Origin of the sequence: Streptomyces sp. F001 (assembly GCF_004187715.1) — a bacterium.
Classification (GTDB): domain Bacteria; phylum Actinomycetota; class Actinomycetes; order Streptomycetales; family Streptomycetaceae; genus Streptomyces; species Streptomyces flavusporus.
This window is the reverse complement of record NZ_QZWF01000005.1, coordinates 563,790-582,075: the sequence shown is the minus strand read 5'-3', so window position 1 is coordinate 582,075 and position 18,286 is coordinate 563,790. Positions and strand designations below refer to the sequence as shown.

Here is an 18,286-nt window from a genome sequence, read left to right as displayed (position 1 = left end):
CGGCCCATCGCGGCACTGTCTCGGAGCGGCTAGTCATCAAACGCTGCGAACAACTCCCGTCGGCTGACATCCCGCACCCGCCGTACGTCGAACTCGACGGGGTCGGCGGCGGACAGCGAGTCGAAGACGAGGTTGATCGCGGGCACCAGCCCCCACGCGTGGTGGTAGGACGGCCAGCCACCGCTGCCGCGGTCGGCGTCGGCCTGGCGGGCGAAGAGGTAGTCGGCCCACTGCCGGGTGGCCGGGTGGCGGTGGTGGAAGTCGTGCACCACGGTGTCGCCGGTCAGGACCAGGTAGCGGGACGGCAGGTGCACGAAGAGCATGCGCGCGGTCCAGCGTAGCCAGGCCGCGGTGGCCTTGAGGGGCGCCTGTCCGGCGGCGGGGGCCGGCTCGCCGATGAAGATCGCGTTGGTGAGCGAGCCGAAGTACGCCTTGCCGCGCCGCTCGGTCAGGGACGGGTCGGGGAAGGTGTGCTTCACGCACAGGCGCAGGGTGTTGCTGATCTGGAACAACGGCACGAGAGGCACGAACCAGACGACCAGCAGCGCGGCCCACGTGCCCGTCGCGATGCCGGCCGTGAGCCCGCCGCCGTACAGCACGGTTGCCGTGATGCGCTCGCTGCGGGAGGAGCCGTGCCAGAAGGAGCGGGCCCGCGCCACGGCGAACGTCATGTGGAAGACCGGCGAGAACAGCTTGCCCAGGCTGCGCCGCCACATCTGCCGGCGGGTCATGCCGGGGTGCAGGTCGAGGCTGATCAGGAAGGCCTGCACGGTGGGGTCGCGCAGCGTCATGTGGTGGGCGGCGTGGTGGTCGCTGACGTGCTCCTCGCTGTAGCGGGAGAAATGCTGCACGATCAGCAGACTGGAAGTGGCCCGGCCGATGGCCGCGTCCAGCTTCTTGCGGCGGAACATGTTCTTGTGCGAGCACTGGTGGTAGATCATCATGCGCAGGTTGCGCATGCCGTGCAGCGTCATCGCCCAGCCCGGCAGCAGCAGAAGCAGCCAACTCCCCGCCAGTGCCCAGCCGGTGACCGAGAGGGCGACGCCGGCCAGCATCGAGAACAGCGCCGAGAAGAGATGGAAGGCGGGCGTCCACCAGCGCAGCGGGGCCTGTCCGGCGAGGGGTCTGCCGGTGAGGAGCGTCAGCGGGTACTGGAGGGCGCGGGGGAGACGCCGCATGGACTCACGTACCGGATCGGGTGCTGCGGATACGTCGGCTTCCGGTGCGTGGTCCGGGACGGTGAGGTCGGACACGACGGTCATCGGGACTCCTCCTGGGGCGCCGAGCCGAGTTCCCGCTGTACGAGCGGGCCGGCCGCGCCGGTGTAGCGCGTCGGGTCGAGCAGGTCGGCCGGTGCGGTGGCCGAGAGGGCGTCGGGAAGGCCGGGGGCGAGCACCTCGCCCAGAGGCCGTTCCGTGAGTTCGGCCTCCAGGGAGGCCCGGGTGAGCAGTGCCTTGGCGGCGGCCCTGCCGAGCCGGGGTGCGAGGACGGCGGCGAGCCGCTCCGACACCACCTGGCTGCCGGTGAGTTCGAGGTTGGTGCGCATCCGCTCCGGGCGTACGACGAGGCCTTCGGCGAGTTCCGCGGCGCAGCCCGCCGCACCGCCGGCCAGCCGCAGGGCCTCGCGCAGCGGCTGCCACTCGGCGTGCCAGGCGCCCGCGGACCGCTCGTCCTCGGCGAGCATGCACTGCTGCACCACCGAGGCGAGCGCGGGCACTTGGAGCGCCGCCGAGCGGATCAGCGTGGACAGCACCGGGTTGCGCTTGTGCGGCATCGCGGAGGAGGCGCCGCGTCCGGCGACGGGCGGCTCGGCCAGTTCGGCGACCTCGGTGCGAGCCAGGGACTGCACGTCGACGGCGATCTTGCCGAGGGCGCCGGTCGTCAGGGCGAGCGTGGCGGCGATGTCGGCCACCGGGGTGCGCAGGCTGTGCCAGGGCAACTTCGGGATGTGCAGGCCGAGTTCGTCGGCATATGCGGCGGCGAGCCGGGCGTCGTAGTCGGCGGGGCGGTCCGGGCCGGCGTACTCCAGGTATCCGGCGAGGGTGCCGGCGGCGCCGCCCAGTGACACGGGGAGGCCCTCGCGCAGGATCCGCTCGATGCGCTCCTGTGCGTCGAGGACGAGTCGGCGCCAGCCCGCCGCTTTCAGACCGAAGGTGGTCGGTACGGCGTGCAGGGCGAGGGTGCGGCCGGTCATCGGGGTGTCCCGGTGGCCGGCGGCGAGCCGGGCCAGCGCACGGGCCGTACGGCCGAGGTCGGCACGGATCAGGCCGAGAGCCTCCCGGCACACCAGCATGGTGCCGGTGTCCAGGACGTCCTGGCTGGTCGAACCCCGGTGCACGTACTCGGCGGCGGCCGGATCGCGCCGGGCGACGACCGCGGTGAACGCCGCGACCAGCCCGACGACGGGGTTCGCGGTCTCGCGTGCCGCCCTCGCGACGGCCACGGTGTCGAGCAGCTCGGCATGGGCGGCCTCGGTGATGACCCGGGCGGCGCCCGCCGGGACGGTCCCGAGCCGGGCCTGCGCCCTCGCGAGCCCGGCCTCGGCGTCCAGCATGGCCTGCAGCCAGGCGGTGTCCCCGACAGCGGCGGCGACAGGCGTGCCGGCGCGGACGGGGGAGAGGAGACCGAGGTCGGCTTCGGGGGCGGGTGAGGTCAGGGTGGGGTGTTCGGTGGTGGAGGTCATGCGAGCGCTCCCGCGAGATCGGCCGCCGGTGCTTCGCACGCGCCGAGTTCCAGCACTGCCCTGGCCACCGCGTCGCTGTCCCCCAGCGTCACCGAGTCCACGCCCGGCCGGAATGCCCGCCGCCGTGACCCAGTGGACGGACTCGGTGGGGACGCCGTGAGCGAAGCGGCGGGGGTGGGGCGGCCGGTGGCGTCGACGACGTGATAGGGGCGGTCGGTGACCTCCAGGCCGCCGGTCTCGTACGAGGTGCCGTCGGCGGAACGCACCCGGAACGGGCGGCAGTGGCCGGCCGCCAGCAGGTGCCGCAGCAGCGGGTCGGCGGTGCGGCGCAGGTCGGGCTCGGGCAGCCGGGCCTCGATCAGGACGCGGGCCGGGATGCGGACGCCCGGCACGTCGGACTCCAGGGCGAAGCCTTCCGGGGTCGTCGTCACCCGCGTACCGGGGCCCGCGATGCGCAGCACGCCCCCCTCGATCAGTGCCGTCATCTGCTCGATCCGGTGCGTGGGCGGGCCGATGGACAGGAACGCGTTGAGCGGCGTGTACCAGCGGTCGAGGTCGTCGCGGTGGGAGCGGCCGTCGAGGCCGCCGTGGTCCACCGCGAGGCGGATCTCGTTGCGCAGGTCGCGCAGGACGTCGAGGGCGGCCTTCAGCGGACCGCTGACGTTGCCGAGCCGCGCGGCGCGCACGTCGGCCCGCAGATGGTCCAGCAGCCAGTGGGTGAAGTCGTCGTGGGAGGTGAACTCCCGCTTGCCGTACGGGTGGTGGATCAGGTCCCAGTTCCAGCGCTCGGCGTCCGGGACGCCCGCCTCCGTCAGCAGCCGCTCCTCGGCGCCGCGCGGTGCCGTGACGAAACGGGCCGCGAAGGCCTCGGCCTTGCTGCGGTGCATGCGGCCGGCCAGCAGCGTCTCGTAGTAGACGGTCTCGACCTCCTTGGCGATCAGCGGCCACAGGTCGGTGCGGAAGTCCAGCCGGTCGTCGGCGCGCAGCCGGTCGATGCGCTCCGACGTCAGCAGCCGGGGCAGATGGCGGCCGTGCGGACCCTTCTCGTTCTCGCCGCGCGCCTGGTACGGCACCCCGCGCCGCGAGCCCGCGCAGATCAGCGGTTCCCGCCCGGAGGGCCGGTAGACCAGACCGTCGGCGGTGCGCTCGTACGTGCCGCCGCGCCCTTCCGTGAACAGGGCCATGTGATCGAAGAAGTTGAGTCCGAGCCCGCGCAGCAGCACGGTCTCGCCGGGCGCGACGAGCCGGTCCAGGTCGAGGTCGGCCGGGTTGGCCGGCGGCACGTAGGTCAGGTCGCGGTCGATCGCGAAGAGGGCCAGCTCCTCCTCGGCGCGGGACATACGGGCGGGCACATGGCCCTGGGACAGGACCACCGCGTCCAGCCGGGTCAGCAGCGTTCCGTCGTCCAACAGGACTTCCTGGTACGGCGGTTCGTCCGCGTCATCGACGGCGACGGCCCGCGAGCGGTGCACGCGCACGGTCACCCGGTCCGGGGCCCTGCGCACCACGCGCCCGAAGGCCCACTCCAGGTAGTGGCCGTACAGCGCGCGCGAGGGGTAGGTGTCGGGGCCGAGGTCGCGGGCCTCGGCGACGGCGGCGTCGTCCAGATCCTCGGTGCCCTTGAAGGGGCCCATGAGGGTGCGGAAGCGGGCCCACTCGTACAGGCTCGGGCCGGGCTCGTCGGGGCCGTCGATCCGCACGCTGGCATCGGTGAACAGGGTGATCTGCGAGGCCACGGTGTTCATCAGCAGATGCCGCGACTGGTCCGTGCGCCACACCCGCCCGGCGCCGGGCCGGTCCGGATCGACGACGTGCACCACGACCGGTCCGGCCGGCCTGCGGCCGCGCGCGTTGGCGCACAGCCGCTCCAGCACGGACAGTCCGCGCGGCCCGGCGCCGACGATGCAGATCTCGAGTCGTTTACCGGTCATGGGCGTCGGGCTCCAGGGCTTCGTGCACGGTTACGGTGATCAGGTCCGCCGCCTCCTGTGCGGCGCGCTCGGCGTCCTCGGCGTCGGCCCCCGTGGTGATCACGGAGCCGAGCCGGTCCCAGGAGGAGCGCACGTCGGTGACGGTGTCGCCGGGCCCGCGCGTGAGGTCGACGCGGACCACGCCGGGCCGGGCGCGCACGGCGTCGGCGCCGTCGAGGGCGGCGATCGTGCCGGGGCGGGGCGCGGCCAGGAAGCGGATCGCCGCTGCCCGTACGGGAGCCGGCGCCTCGCCGGTATCTTCGCCGAGGAGGGTGGCGATCCAGCGGTCGTGGAGGTTGACGTCGTACGCGAGGTCGATCAGGTCCATGATCCGGTCGCCCGGCGGACGCCCGGCGCACTCGATCAGCCGGGGCCCGTCGGCGGTGCGCACCCACTCGGCGTGCAGGATGCCGCTGCCGTAGCCGACGGCGTCGACGAGGGTCTGCAACTCCCTTGCCCAGAAGGGTTCCTGGGCGTGGACGGTGTGGCCGGTCTCGACCGGGCTCGGTCCGTCGAGGGTGTACTTGCGGGTGACGTTGCAGAAGACGACCCGGCCGCCGTCGACCAGCCCCTCGGTGGAGAACTCCGGCCCGTACAGCCGCTCCTCAACGAGGTAGCGCCAGGCCATGGGCCGGTTGGCGAGCTGGCGTCCCTCGTCGGCGCCGGTGCAGTGCCGCCAGGCCGCCTCGGGGTCGGCGCCGGCGTCGAGCAGTAGCACACCGAGGCTGGCCTGCCGGCCGGCGGGCTTGACGACACAGGGGCCACCGGACGCGAACGCGGCGATGTCGGCGGGGGAGTCGACCTCGCGGAACGCCGGGGTGGGCAGTCCGGCCGCGCTCATGGTCTCGCGCAGCAGCAGCTTGTCGCGCAGGACGGCGGCGGCCTTGGTGCCCGGTCCGGGCAGTCCGAGCTCCTCGGCGGCGCGGGCGGCGGCCACGACGGCGTACTCGAGGCCGGCCACCACCGCGTCGACGGGGCCGAAGTCCCGTACGACGTCCAGGAACTGCTCGTCCTGCTGGTAGCGGCCGAAGCGGACCTCGCCGAGGCAGGGGTGGGCGGCGGCGCGGGCGGCGAGGCCCTTCGCCCCCCACAGGTCGGCCTCCTCGACGAGGACGACACTGCCGGCGGGACGGCTGCCGTCGAGTGCGGCGAGGACGCCGTCGTTGTAGCCGATGAGCATCAGACGCATGTCAGTGGACTCCCTTCGGGGCCGTACGGACAAGGGCGGCGGCCAGCAGGCCCAGGGCGGCGAGCGTGAACCAGTAGCCGGCGGCGAGGCCGTGCGCGGTCGCGAGCAGGAAGAGCGAGCCGCCCGCGAAGGAACCGGCCGACTCGCCGGTGGCGGTGGCGACCTGGCGCAGGTTGAACACCTCGACGACCGGCCGGTCGCCTCCGAGCCCGGCGAAGGTGGTGGAGACGGTCGGGGTGAACACGGTCTCGGCGAGTGTGAAGACGACGAGCGCCACGAACGCGGTGGCCAGGCCGTCGCCGTCCGCGCCGAGCAGCACGAAGGAGAGGGCGAACACCGCGGTGCCGAGCCGGAGATGGCGCATCGGCGACACTCCGCGCGCCAGGTCGCGGTTCATCCACACGGTGACCGGGATCTGCAGGACGACGACGAGGACGGCGTTGAGCGTGAAGTATCCGGCGCGTACGGCGGCGCTGTCGCTGAGCTCCGCGATCCGCAGGGCCAGCGCCGAGAAGAACTGCGCGTACAGCAGGCTTCCGGCGGCCGCCAGCAGGGACACCCGGCGCACGGCGGGATCGGTGACGACGACCTTCAGCAGGCCCAGCTTCAGCGGAGGCCGCGTGTCACCGTCCGACAGCCTGAGACCGCGCGGCACGGTGAGCGTCACGGCGACCGCCGCGGCTGCGTACAGGGCGCCGACCAGGCCGAGCAGCAGGCCGTAACGGGCGCCGTCGAAGAGCAGGTTGGCGACGACCGGGCCGAGCGCGGCGGAGATGTTCACGGCGACCTGGATCGCCGAGAAGACGGTGGAGCGATCGGCGTCGGCGTCCAGTGTCACGGCCACGTAGGCCCTTGCGGTGAGCGCGTTGACGCTGATTCCGAACCCGGCGACCACCAGACACAGCACCACCGCCCACATCTCCGGCACCAGCGGCAGCGTGGCGAAGGAGGCGCCCGCGAGCAGCAGCCCGCCGACCATGGCCGCCCGCACCGATGTCCGCTGCAACAGCCCACCGCAGGTCAGCGAACCGGCCCGGACGGCGACGGTCAGCGACAGCAGCGCGGTACCGACCCACCAGGCCCCGGCGGCGGCATCCAGCCTCGGGACGAGGAGGGGGAGGACCGGGAGGAGGGTGAAGTAGCCGAGGTGGGAGAGGAGGTAGTCGAGGGTGATGGTGGTGAGGACACGGCGGACGGGACCCGGTACGGCGGACGGCTTCACGGCGGTCGTGGTCACGGGGCTTCTCCTACGTCGGTCAGCCGCACGTCCAGCCGGGCCTTCGCCGCGCTCAGCGTCGCGTCGACCGCTGCGAGGTCCGGCCCCGTGGCGACGAGCACCCCGTGCCGATCGGCGGAGCTGGCGACCTCCGTCAGGACGTCGCCCTCGCGGACCGAGAGGTAAGCGGCGACCAGGGCCGGGTCCGTGGTGAGGGCCTCCCAGCCGGTCACCGACGCGACCCGGCCGGGGCCCAGGACCAGGAAGTCGGCGCCGGCGGCACCGCGGGAGACGGGCGGTTCGGGGACTGGGCGGCCCAGCAGGTCGTCCAGGAGGGTGCCGTAGAGCTCGAAGCCGGGGTGGGTCTCCTCCACGAGGGCGTGGATGAAGTCGCCGCCCGGGCGGGCGTGGATCTCGCCCAGCACGATCGCACCGGCCGGCGTGACCCAGAACTCGGCGTGCAGCACCCCGTGGGTGAGCCCGGTCGCCGTCACCGCACCGGCCACCGCGTCCCGCGCGGCGGCGGCCGTGACCGCGTCCAGCGGGGCGGGGGTGCGGTGCCCGGTCTCCACGAAACCGGCGCCGGTGCGCTTGGCGGTCAGGGCCAGGATCCGCGGCTTGCCGCCGACCATGACGCCCTCGGCGGAGTACTCGGCGCCCTCGACGAACTCCTCGACCAGAAAGGGGCGTTCGAGCTGGGCGACCACCGCTTCCAGCTCCGAGCGGGCTCGTACGAGCGAGACGCCCGCGCTGCCCATGCCGTCCCGGGGCTTGACGATCCAGGGCCCCTCGGTGGCGGCCAGGAAACGCGCGGCCTCCTCCCGGCCGGCCGCGACGGCGAACCCGGGCTGCGGGAAACCCGCCTCCGCCAGTACCGCCCGGCACAGGTCCTTCGTACGGACCGTGCGCACCGCCTCCGGATCGTTGCCCGCCACCTCGAACGCCCGCGCGAGATGAGCCACGGCGAGCACACAGCCCTCCTTGACGGTGACCACGGCGGCCACGCCGGGATGCGCGGCGGCGAACTTCCGGCAGGCGTCCGGATCGGCGTACTCCAGCGGCAGCGTCACGTCGGCGGGCATCCGCCACACCCCGGCCTCCAGTGCCCGGGCCGTGTCCGCCCCGACCAGCCGGAGCCCACGGGCGCGAGCCTGGGCCGCCAGCCGGGTCAGCTGGTCCTGGCCGTGGGGGGAGGGGGTGGTGGAGCCGACGACGAGGACGGTGTCGCGTTCAGCCGGCGTCGGCATCCGAGATCCTGATCGTGATCGCGGCCTCGGCCGCGTCCAGGGCGGCCTGGACGGCTGCGGCGCTGTCGCCGGTGGCGATGATGACGCCGATGGTGCCGGACATGTAGTCGGCGGGCGGGAGCTGGACCTTCGCGCCCACCGTCCGCTCGACGGCGATGTGCTCGACGCCCGGCACCCGTAGCGCGTCCTCGACGCCGTCGATGCCCGCCAGGACACCGTCGGCAGGGGCGAGCAGCTTGCGCAGGCCAGAGTGGAGGGGGGCGCCCTCCGCCGCCCGCGGGGGCTGCCCGGTCGCGACGCGCACGGTGTTCTCACAGAAGGAGACGCCCGTGGCCAGACCCACCAGGTGCGAGGTGATGAAGTCGCCGCCCACCCGCGCCGCGCACTCCACCATCCGCGCCTTGCCGTCGGGCCCGACCATGGCCTCCAGATGGAACGTGCAGTCGTCCATGCCGAAGCCCTCGGCGACCGCGTGCGTCAGCTCGTGCACCGCGGCCACGGAGGCCGCGGGCAGCGAGGTCGGGAAGGCATGGCCCACTTCGAGGCGGTACGGCTCGGTCGTGGTCTTGTCGGTGATGCCCGCGATGTGGACCTGCCCGCCCTGCACCCAGCCCTCGATGCTGTGCTCGGTGCCGGCCAGGAACTGCTCGATGACGATCTCGCCCGTGTGCCCGGTGAAGACACGGTCCACGTCCGGGCGGACGTACGCCGTCAACTGTTCGAAGGCCGGGCGGAGTTCGTCTTCCCCGTGGACCTGGTGGATGCCCTTGCTGCCGTTGCCCGTGGCCGGCTTCAGCACCAGCGGATAGCCGAGGTCGGCGGCCGCCTTGGCGGTCTCCTCCCAGGTGGTGACGCGGGCGAAGCGCGGGGACAGGTCGGGGCGTACGGCGGACAGCGCCTGCCGCATCAGGAACTTGTCGCGGGCGATGCGCGCGGTCTCCTCCGAGGCGGCCGGAAGGCCGAGGTTCCGGGCGATGCGGCTGACGGTCTCCACGGCCGGGTCGGACCAGGTGACGACGGCCGCGACGGCGAACTCGGCCGCGATGGCCGCGACCGCGGCGTCCACCGCGGCGTCGTCGTAGGTGTCGACCTGGTGGACCGTACGGACGATCTCCGTGGGCAGCCCCGTCGGCGGCGCGTCGGCGATCAGCGCGACGCCGTAGCCGAGGCGGTGGGCGGCGTACAGGGCGGAACGCTGCTCCAGCGGGGTGCGGCGCAGATTGACGTAGATGATGACCTGCTGCGGCTCAGACATGACTCTCCGGGGAAGGAACGGGACCGGCGATGGAAGTGCGGTGCCAGCGGTGGTCGAAGGAGGTGACCTCGATCGGGCGCCCGGCGACGGCGGCCCCGGCGACCCGCTCGGACAACTGGGCCAGGAACCGGGCGACATGGGTGACCCCGATGAGGTCGGCCTGGTCGAAGGGCTCTCCGGTGCAGCGCAGCACGCGCAGGTCGGTGAGGCTCTTGAAGGTGATCTCGTCGGTGATGCGCACCGGCTCGGGGCTGCGCGCCGAGAAGCGGATCAGGTTGGCGACATGGCCGCGGTGGTGCAGGTCGGAGTGGACGGCGAGGTCCGGCAGGACGTGCGGGGCGAGGAAGTCGCGGGCCTGCACGGCCGGGTCCTTGGGCAAGTTGCCCGGCATGACGTGCCAGGTGTTGTACTGCATGCGCGCCGACATGGCCCACGCCGAGTCCGCGACCTTCACCTTGTCGCCGCCGTGCAGCTCGAAGGCACGGGCCGAGGGGACGACACAGCAGTAGAAGTCGGGCAGCTCCCAGGAGACGATCTCCGCCCAGTCCCGCCGGCCGAGCGCGTCGATCAGCTTCGGCAGCGAACGGATACCGCGGCTCATCGCGAAGTCGGCGCCGAACAGGTCGACGGAGGCGTCCACGGTCGTGTGCACCAGCGCCTCGAACCCGGTCGCGAAGCCGCCCCGCGGCGCCTCGAGCCAGGCGTCGTCCAGTACGTCCAGTACGGAGGCGAAGTCCCGTCCCGTGCCGGGCAGCAGGTCCGCCAGCCGCTCGCAGACGCCGAGCTCGTGTGGCCCGGGACGCTCGGCGCGCGGCAGCGCCCGCTCCGACTTGCGGCGGATGGTGGCGTTGATGTCGTAGTGGATCCGCCGTTCGGCCACCAGCCGGGCCCGGGCGGCGGCGATCTGCGCGGCCGCGGTCAACAGGGCTTGCGCGGACGGGAGTTCCTCGGCCGGGATCTCCTCGATCTCCAGCTCCGGAGCCGCCTCCAGGTAAACGGCCCTGGTGGTACGGAAGTTGTCGGTGACGTTCTCCAGCGTGAGCTGCACACCGTTGAAGCTCTCGACGCGGTTGGGGCCGCCCGAGGAGTACGCCAGCCACAGGCACGCGACGACCACGGCCTCCTCGTCCGTCCACAACTCCAGCGGCAGTCGGTCGAGATGGTGGAAGAAGCAGTCGGGGTGCGTGGGCAGCAGGCTCTTGCCGGTGAGGTTCTTCTCGTCCTTCAGGTTGGAGAAGACCGAGTCGTCCTTGTAGAGCATGACCGGCGGCACGAGGAAGACGGCGCCGCGGATCGCGTCGACGGCGGTCGTACGGCCCTCCGGCCCGAGCTCCGACAGCAGTGCCCGGCACTCGGCGACCTCGTGCTCGGTGCGCCTGCGTACGTCCGCGAACAGCCGTACGTACTCGGCGAGATCCTCCCGGCTCCAGGAGATCCGGGCGGCGACCCCGGTCGCGGCGGCCTCGGCGGGCAGCGACCGGCGCTGCGGCACGGTGACGACGAGCCGACCCTGGGGCGACAGGGCGAGGGTGCTGGTGAACGCGGAATCCACCGGCGGCTTTCCGGGCCCGCCCGGCTCACCGGCGCCGGGAGCGCGGCCGGGCGCGGTCAGCAGCCGTACGGCCGCCGTCTCCGCGCGGGTGAGCGACCGCCAGGCGGTGTCGGCGTCGAGCCGGCCGCCGAGGGTGACCAGGGTGTCGACCATCTCGCGGGTGCTCGCCGCGGTGCGGGCGGCGGTCAGCGTCTCCTGGAGCAGCCGCGGGAACCCGGCGTCGTCGAGGGTGCGGTCGGGGTACGGGGTGGTCCCGGCCTGCCGGTCCGCCCGGCTGGGCCGCTTGCTGCGCCGGGCCTCCTCCATGGCGAGGCGCCGGGCGCTCTTGGGGCGGGCCTCGGGGGAGGCGCCGGTCACGGTCGTCCCCGTGTGCCTGGGGCTCTTCTCCGGCGCGGACTGCTTGGTGTGGGCGTCCGCCTTGGGCCGGGTCTCAGTTGCCGACTGCACGGAACTCCTCCTGTCCCTCGACGTAGGTCCACATGGCCTGGCTGGTGGGCTGCCAGTCGTCGTCCGGGTAGATGCAGTCGACGGGGCAGGCCTGGACGCACTTGGCGCAGCCGTTGCACAGCTCGGGGATGATCACGACGTCGAGGCCGTGGTTGTAGATCGCGCTGAACTGCGGCGGGCAGGCCCGCATGCACGAGTCGCAGCCGATGCACTCGGCCTGCTCGATACGGCGCGGCGCCTTTTTCCACTCGTCATTGCGGCGGTGTTCCTTGAGGCGCTGCGCGAAAGTCGTGGCGGGCGGCGGCGCGTCTTTTCCGGTCTCGTCGCTCTGCATCGATTCGCTTTCCTGGATAATTCCTGGAGAATTCCAGAAGAAATGGATTGAGGGATTCCGGGGTGCGGCTCAGCCCCAGCCGGTGTCGTTGGTGGATACCGATGCCGCTACGTTGACCTGCGACGACGTCTGGCTCTGCGTCTCCGCTGAGGCGACGTACAGCCCGGCGGAAAGCGTGACGGCGGACAGGGCGAGCGAGAGGAAAGCGGTGATACGGGCACGGCTCGGCATGGCGTTGTTTCGCTTTCTGGCACGATGGACACCGGGATGGAGAAATCCCGGGAGGGCTGGGTGGAAGCGCCCGGGCGGGAATGTGCGAGCGGCTCGGACGTCACTCATGGTCCGGTCCGGGGAGCACCGAGATCAATGCCCGCCGACCGTCCTGATTGCGTCTGTCGTAACGCGACACAGGGGCGTTACCGGCAAAAGGTATGGATGCGGATCAACGGGGGTGGCCGTGCATTGCCGCCCGTCTCGGGCCGGTGCGATGCTGCCGCCCATGACCGCTGCAACCCCCGAGCCCCAGGGCCGCATCTCGGCCCGCGTCGCCGCCATCTCCGAGTCCGTGACCCTCGCCGTGGACGCCAAGGCCAAGGCCCTCAGGGCCGCCGGGCGTCCCGTCATCGTCTTCGGCGCCGGCGAGCCCGACTTCCCCACCCCGGACTACATCGTCGAGGCCGCCGTGGCCGCCTGCCGCGACACGGCCAACCACCGCTACACGCCTTCGGCCGGACTGCCCGCGCTGCGCAAGGCCATCGCCGCCAAGACGCTCCGCGACTCCGGCTACGAGGTCGCCCCGTCCCAGATCCTGGTCACCAACGGCGGCAAGCAGGCCATCTACAACGCCTTCGCCGCGATCCTCGACCCGGGCGACGAGGTCGTCGTCCCGGCCCCGTACTGGACGACGTACCCGGAGTCGGTCCGCCTCGCCGGCGGCGTCCCCGTCGACGTCGTCGCCGACGAGACGGCCGGCTACAAGGTCACCGTCGAGCAGCTGGAGGCGGCCCGCACGGAGAAGACCAAGGCCCTCCTCTTCGTCTCCCCGTCCAACCCGACCGGCGCGGTCTACAGCACGGCCGAGGTCGAGGCGATCGGCCGCTGGGCCGTCGAGCACGGACTGTGGGTGCTGACCGACGAGATCTACGAGCATCTGGTGTACGCCGACGCCCAGTTCACGTCGCTTCCGGTCCTCGTCCCCGAGCTACGCGACAAGTGCATCGTCGTCAACGGCCTCGCCAAGACCTACGCCATGACGGGCTGGCGGGTCGGCTGGATCATCGCCCCCGAGGACGTGGTGAAGGCCGCGACGAACCACCAGTCGCACGCCACCTCGAACGTCAACAACGTCGCCCAGGCCGCCGCGGTCACCGCCGTCTCCGGCGACCTCTCCGCCGTGGCCCTGATGCGTGAGGCCTTCGACCGCCGCCGCAACCTGATCGTCCCGATGCTCAACGAGATCGACGGCGTCATCTGCCCGATGCCCGAGGGCGCCTTCTACGCGTACCCGTCGGTCAAGGGCGTGCTCGGCAGGGAGATCCGCGGCAAGCGGCCGCAGAGCTCGGTCGAGCTGGCCGAACTCATCCTGGAGGAGGCCGAGGTGGCGGTCGTACCGGGCGAGGCCTTCGGTACGCCGGGCTACCTGCGGCTGTCGTACGCCCTCGGTGACGAGGACCTCGTCGAGGGCGTGAGCCGGATCCAGAAGCTGCTGGCCGAGGCGCGCGACTGACATGCGGCGGCGGTTGCCGGGAGCGCCCTGGCAACCGCCGTACCTCCTGCGGAGTTACTTGATCGCCGACTCCACGGCGGCCACCACCTCCGCCGCCTCCGGCTCGGTCTGCGGCGAGAAGCGGGCGACGACCGTGCCGTCCCGGCCGATCAGGAACTTCTCGAAGTTCCAGCGGATGTCGCCGCTGTGTCCCTCGGCGTCGGCGAAGCCGACCAGGCGGTCGTACAGCGGATGCCGTCCGTCCCCGTTGACCTCGACCTTCTCGGTCATCGGGAAGGTCACGCCGTACGTCGCCGAGCAGAACTCGGCGATCTCCTCGGAGGACCCGGGTTCCTGCCCCATGAACTGGTTGCAGGGCACGCCGAGCACGGTGAAGCCCTGTGCGGCGTACCGCTCGTGCAGCCGCTCCAGGCCCGCGTACTGCGGGGTCAGCCCGCACTTGGAGGCCACGTTCACGACGAGGACGGCCCGGCCCTTGTACTGGCCGAGGTCCGCCGCACCGCCCTGGAGCGCATCGATGTCGACGTCGAGTACGGAGTTGCCGGTGGTGTCAGTAGTCATGCAGCGGATGCTAACTCCGGTCGGTGCCGGCACCCTGCTGGGCCTTGACCAGAACCTCCCCGGCCGCCGTCCGCGAGTACAGCACCGACCGCCCCGCCCGCCGCCGCTCCACCAGCCCCGCGTCCAGCAGCACCCGCAGATGCCGCCCACCGAGCCGAGCCCCTGTCCGGTCACGGCGACCAACTGGCTCGTACTCATGGGTGAGTCGAGGAGGACGAGCACCCCGGCCCGCGCGGTGCCGAGCAGCGCGCCGAGGCTCGCGGGCACGAGCCGGGCGCCGGGGTCGGCGAGGGCGCCCGTGCAGCCGTAGACGATGGCGTACCGCTTCGGTATCTCCCAGTACACCCAGCCGTGCCCTGGTGTGACCGGCACGAGGACGAGTTCGGCGCCGGAAATATCGCGGGGCGGGTACTCGTGCACGTTCACCTGGAGCCGGTTGTCGCCGAGCCAGCGCGTCTGCCCCGGCTTCAGGGAGTCCAGTACGGCCGCCCAACCGCCCCGGCTCACCTGCGAGGTCCGGGCGACCACGTCCGCCTCCAGGATGCGCCGCCGACGGTCCCAGTGCGGCCGTACGGTCTGAGTCCAGACGTACTCCAGGAGCGCGGCCGCCCGGTCCGGCAGGTCATCCCGTTCCAGGGCGGCAGGGAGGGGGCCGGGGAGGGAGACGCGGAGGTTGGCGCGGGCCTCGGCGGGGTCGGTCGCACGCACCTGGGCCAGCGTCTCTTCGAGGGGCTCCCCGTCGCACGGGAGGGGTGCGAGGAAGTCGGCGATCCAGGACTTGCCGAGCCCGGCGCGGACGAGCTGCGCGGTCACCGGGTCGGCCGCGAGGAGCGCACGGTAGCCGGGCAGGTGGGCGCGCAGCCAGGCCTCCTCGCCGGGATGGGCGCCGGTGCCGGCGTGCAGCAGCTTCAGGCTCGCGAAGGTCTCGGCGAACGGGGACAACGCGAACCGGCTGCGGGCGAGGGTGTCGGCGTTCAGCTGCCACCAGCCCATGACCACCCCCGTAGGTTTCGCCGACGAGCGAAACAATAACGACCGCCTCCCGGCTGTTCCGAGACTCCCGTGCATGCGCAGCTACCGCGATCTCTTCCGCACCCCGGAGTTCACCCCCTTCTTCCTCTCCTACGCCGCCTACAACGCGGCCCTGACGATCGGCGGTCTGTCGCTCGCCACACTGGTCTACCGGGCCACCGACTCGCCGCTGCTGTCGGCGATGAGCATGTTCGGGCCGCAGCTGGCGCAGGTGCTGGGTGCGACCTTCCTGCTCTCGGGCGCCGACCGGCTGCGCCCGCGGTCGACGCTGGCCGGGATGGGTCTCGCCTTCGCGGCCCTCACGGCGGTGCTGGCACTGCCCGGACTGCCGATCTGGGCGGTCTTCGGCGTCGTCCTCGTGCAGGGCCTGATCGCGTCGCTGGGCGGGGGAGTGACCGGGGGGCTGCTGAACGAGATCCTCCCCAAGGACGGTTTCGTGCTGGGGCGTTCGGTGTTCAACATGGCCTCCGGGCTGATGCAGGTCATCGGTTTCGCGACGGGCGGCGCGCTCCTGGCGCTCCTGTCCCCGCGCACCTGTCTGCTCCTCGCGGCGGCGCTGTACCTGATGTCGGCCCTGGGCTACCGCCTGGGCCTGACCGCCCGCCCGCCACGCTCCTCGGGCCGCCCCTCGGTCGCGGCGACCTGGCGCACGAACGCCCTCCTGTGGTCCTCGCGCCGGCGCCGCCTCACCTACCTGGGCCTGTGGATCCCCAACGGCCTGGTCGTCGGCTGCGATTCCCTCTACGTCTCCTACGCCCCCCACGCCGCCGGGGCGCTGTTCGCGTGCGGGGCGCTGGGCATGTTCGTCGGCGACGTGATCATCGGCCGTTTCGTACCGCCCGCCCTGCGCCCCCGGCTGGCCACCCCGCTGCTCCTGCTGCTGGCGACGCCGTATCTGCTCTTCGTGTTGCGGCCAGGGGTGGTCCTCGCCGCCTTGGCCGTGTGCCTCTCCAACGTCGGGTTCGCCGCGAGCCTGGTCCAGCAGGAGCGCCTGATGTCCCTCACCCCCGACGCCATGGCGGGCCACGCCCTCGGGTTGCGCTCCGCCGGGATGCTCACCATGCAGGGCGTGGCCGCGGCCCTCGCGGGCACGGTGGCCCAACTGACCTCCCCGGCAACGGGAATGACGGTGATGGCGGCCGCGTCGCTCGCGGTGACGGGTTGCCTGGCCTGGGGCTGGCGGAGGGCCGGGGCGAGGCCGGCAGCCGTGGAGGCGTGAAGCGGGACGGCGCCACGAGGCACGGACGGCGGGATCCTCGCCGACGCGAACCACTGACCCGGCCGGCACCTCGGGGTGCCGGCCGGGTCGCGAGGGGGGTTCCGGTGAAGTTACGGCGTCACCTGATTCCCGCCGAACGTCACGACCAGGCGCCCGTCCGCCGCGTAGGACCAGCGCAGGGCACCGGCGTACGAGGAGCACCGGGAGCCGTTCGAGCCGGACCAGAACTGGTTCGAGCTGTCGGCGTCGCCGACGATCCGGTCGTTCGTCCCACTGCCGCTGCGGCACGAGGTGTTGCTGCGGAACACCGAAGTGCCCGCGTCGAAGGAGAAGTTGCGCTCGGTGTTGTCGATGCTGACGTTGTCCGAGACCGTCATCGTGCCGGGGTTCCTGTTGTAGGTGAACCCGTGCTTGCCGTTGTCGTAGGCGATGCTGCGCCGGACGACATGGTTGACCGGGACGTCCTCGCCGCCGAGCTTGTAGCCGTTGCGGTCGCCGTTCCCGGCCTGGGAGCCGTCGCTGAGGGTGCCGTTCTCGTAGGCGAGGGAGTCCTCGATGGTCACCGCGCCGATGGGGCCCTCGTCGGCGTAGGTGTAGAGGTCCCAGCCGTCGTCGATGTTGTGGTGGGCGACGGCGTGGCGGAAGACGTTCCCGGGGCCGGAGGTGAGCTTGGTGGCGAAGCCGTCGGCGTCCTCGCCGTCGGAGTCGGCGTTGTCGTGCGACTCGGCGCTCAGGATGAGGTTGTCGGACGGCCACTGCTCGCGCGGGGTGGTGGAGGCCATCCGCGAGAGCTGCAGGCCTGTGTCACGGTTGAAACGGGTCACCGTGCGCTCGAAGACGTTGTTGCTGCCGCCGACGAAGATCCCGTTGTCGCCGGCCCGCTCGACGACGATGCCGGAGACATGCCAGTACGACCCGTTCACGGCGAGCCCGCGGTTGGACGAGGACTCGCTCTGGGCGGAGAAGTTCAGGACCGGGGTCTCACCGGGGTAGGCGGACAGCTTCGTACGGGCACTGGAGGTGCCGTTGTTGCCGGCCGGGATGGTGATCGTCTGTGCGTGGTGGTACGTCCCGCCGCGCAGGTAGATCGTGCCGCCGGGGGTGATGCGGCTGATCGCCGAGGTGAGCGTGGTGGGGGCCGTCTGGGTTCCGGCCGCGCTGTCGGTGCCGTTCGGCGCCACGTACAGCGCGTCGGCGGCCGGTGGCGGGGTGGTGTCGCCGCCCGTCTCGACCTCGAGGTGGTCGATGTTCGGCAGACCGGCGGCGGTGGTCGGGTTGAGCCGTACGGTGTTGCTGCCCGCGTTCAGCGACACGGTCAGGGTCTGGGTGACCCAGGTCGACCAGGCGCCCGTGCCTTCGAACGACGGCGTCTGCACCGTGGACCCGTTGACGACCAGGCCGGCCGGGCGCGCGGTGGTGGTTCCGTTGGCGAAGCGGACCCTCAGCGTCGCGGTGCCCGCGGCAGGCGCGTTCACGGTGAACTGTGCGTGGGCGCCGACCGCGTTGGTGCCGTTGCAGAACCCGCTGCCCGAGTAACCGGCCCAGTCGGAGTCGATGGTGCCGGTGCAGACGGACGGTGAGCTCTCGGCCTCGTACCGGGTGGTCGCGGCCTGCGCCATGGTGCCGGAGAGCGCGACGAGCGGGCCGGTCAGCAGGCTGACGCACATGAGGGCGGCTCTTCGTTGCATCGTTGTCTCCTGGTTGGTCAGCGGGTGCCATCAGGTTCATGAACGTGAAACGGGCGTGAGTGAGCTGGACGACCGGATACTGGATCCGGGCGCCGACAAAGCACGGGAGAAAGCGCTTTCCCGAGACGTTAAAGCGGTCGCCGTGAACGCGTCAATGGACGTGTACT

General features: G+C 72.2%; 13 protein-coding genes and 2 pseudogenes. 2 read left to right on the top strand and 13 right to left on the bottom strand.

Annotation, left to right across the window (positions count from 1 at the left end; genetic code table 11):
- Nucleotides 1-29 precede the first annotated feature (29 nt).
- The 10 genes and pseudogenes from StrepF001_RS22845 to StrepF001_RS45695 all read right to left on the bottom strand — a co-directional run bounded on the left by StrepF001_RS22845 (nt 30) and on the right by StrepF001_RS45695 (nt 12,124).
- On the bottom strand, nt 30-1,262 hold the full coding sequence (locus StrepF001_RS22845) for a fatty acid desaturase (protein WP_206306911.1): 1,233 nt from the start codon (nt 1,260-1,262) through the stop codon (nt 30-32).
- A complete protein-coding gene (pcaB, locus tag StrepF001_RS22840; RefSeq protein WP_206306910.1) occupies nt 1,259-2,683 on the bottom strand; it encodes a 3-carboxy-cis,cis-muconate cycloisomerase in 1,425 nt (474 codons plus the stop codon). Before pcaB ends, StrepF001_RS22845 begins: the two co-directional genes overlap by 4 nt.
- A pseudogene (locus tag StrepF001_RS22835) lies at nt 2,680-4,614 on the bottom strand (FAD/NAD(P)-binding protein). Before StrepF001_RS22835 ends, pcaB begins: the two are co-directional and overlap by 4 nt.
- Nucleotides 4,604-5,842 (bottom strand): ATP-grasp domain-containing protein, encoded by a 1,239-nt coding sequence (locus tag StrepF001_RS22830; RefSeq protein ID WP_129800047.1) that lies wholly within the window; start codon nt 5,840-5,842, stop codon nt 4,604-4,606. The pseudogene StrepF001_RS22835 and the gene StrepF001_RS22830 overlap by 11 nt, the downstream one beginning before the upstream one ends.
- Before the next feature lies 1 nt (nt 5,843).
- Nucleotides 5,844-7,079: an MFS transporter gene (locus StrepF001_RS22825; RefSeq protein WP_129800046.1), complete on the bottom strand. Its 1,236-nt coding sequence runs from the start codon at nt 7,077-7,079 to the stop codon at nt 5,844-5,846.
- On the bottom strand, nt 7,076-8,305 hold the full coding sequence (locus StrepF001_RS22820; RefSeq protein WP_129800045.1) for an ATP-grasp domain-containing protein: 1,230 nt from the start codon (nt 8,303-8,305) through the stop codon (nt 7,076-7,078). Before StrepF001_RS22820 ends, StrepF001_RS22825 begins: the two co-directional genes overlap by 4 nt.
- Nucleotides 8,289-9,560 carry an ATP-grasp domain-containing protein gene (locus tag StrepF001_RS22815; RefSeq protein WP_129800044.1) on the bottom strand — a complete coding sequence of 424 codons (1,272 nt, stop codon included), beginning with the start codon at nt 9,558-9,560 and terminating at the stop codon, nt 8,289-8,291. Before StrepF001_RS22815 ends, StrepF001_RS22820 begins: the two co-directional genes overlap by 17 nt.
- On the bottom strand, nt 9,553-11,559 hold the full coding sequence (locus StrepF001_RS22810; RefSeq protein WP_129800043.1) for a hypothetical protein: 2,007 nt from the start codon (nt 11,557-11,559) through the stop codon (nt 9,553-9,555). Before StrepF001_RS22810 ends, StrepF001_RS22815 begins: the two co-directional genes overlap by 8 nt.
- On the bottom strand, nt 11,543-11,893 hold the full coding sequence (locus StrepF001_RS22805) for a 4Fe-4S dicluster domain-containing protein (protein ID WP_129800042.1): 351 nt from the start codon (nt 11,891-11,893) through the stop codon (nt 11,543-11,545). The genes StrepF001_RS22810 and StrepF001_RS22805 overlap by 17 nt, the downstream gene beginning before the upstream one ends.
- Before the next feature lie 69 nt (nt 11,894-11,962).
- Nucleotides 11,963-12,124, bottom strand: coding sequence for a hypothetical protein (locus StrepF001_RS45695; RefSeq protein WP_165396329.1), 162 nt, complete (start codon nt 12,122-12,124; stop codon nt 11,963-11,965).
- Between the two features lie 268 nt (nt 12,125-12,392).
- Here StrepF001_RS45695 and StrepF001_RS22800 point away from each other — a divergent pair, with 268 nt between their 5' ends.
- Nucleotides 12,393-13,619 carry a pyridoxal phosphate-dependent aminotransferase gene (locus tag StrepF001_RS22800; RefSeq protein ID WP_129800041.1) on the top strand — a complete coding sequence of 409 codons (1,227 nt, stop codon included), beginning with the start codon at nt 12,393-12,395 and terminating at the stop codon, nt 13,617-13,619.
- A 54-nt stretch (nt 13,620-13,673) separates the two neighbouring features.
- Here the strand turns inward: StrepF001_RS22800 and StrepF001_RS22795 are convergent, their stop codons facing one another.
- Both StrepF001_RS22795 and StrepF001_RS22790 read right to left on the bottom strand, forming a co-directional pair.
- On the bottom strand, nt 13,674-14,180 hold the full coding sequence (locus StrepF001_RS22795; RefSeq protein ID WP_129800040.1) for a glutathione peroxidase: 507 nt from the start codon (nt 14,178-14,180) through the stop codon (nt 13,674-13,676).
- A gap of 10 nt (nt 14,181-14,190) precedes the next feature.
- A pseudogene (locus StrepF001_RS22790) lies at nt 14,191-15,173 on the bottom strand (winged helix-turn-helix domain-containing protein).
- Between the two features lie 73 nt (nt 15,174-15,246).
- Between StrepF001_RS22790 and StrepF001_RS22785 the strand changes: the two are divergent.
- The gene (locus tag StrepF001_RS22785; RefSeq protein WP_129800039.1) at nt 15,247-16,431 is read left to right on the top strand and encodes an MFS transporter; all 1,185 of its coding nucleotides are present in this window, start codon (nt 15,247-15,249) and stop codon (nt 16,429-16,431) included.
- A 110-nt stretch (nt 16,432-16,541) separates the two neighbouring features.
- Here StrepF001_RS22785 and StrepF001_RS22780 read toward each other — a convergent pair whose 3' ends face one another.
- Nucleotides 16,542-18,119 carry a CBM35 domain-containing protein gene (locus StrepF001_RS22780; RefSeq protein WP_129800038.1) on the bottom strand — a complete coding sequence of 526 codons (1,578 nt, stop codon included), beginning with the start codon at nt 18,117-18,119 and terminating at the stop codon, nt 16,542-16,544.
- Nucleotides 18,120-18,286 lie beyond the last annotated feature (167 nt).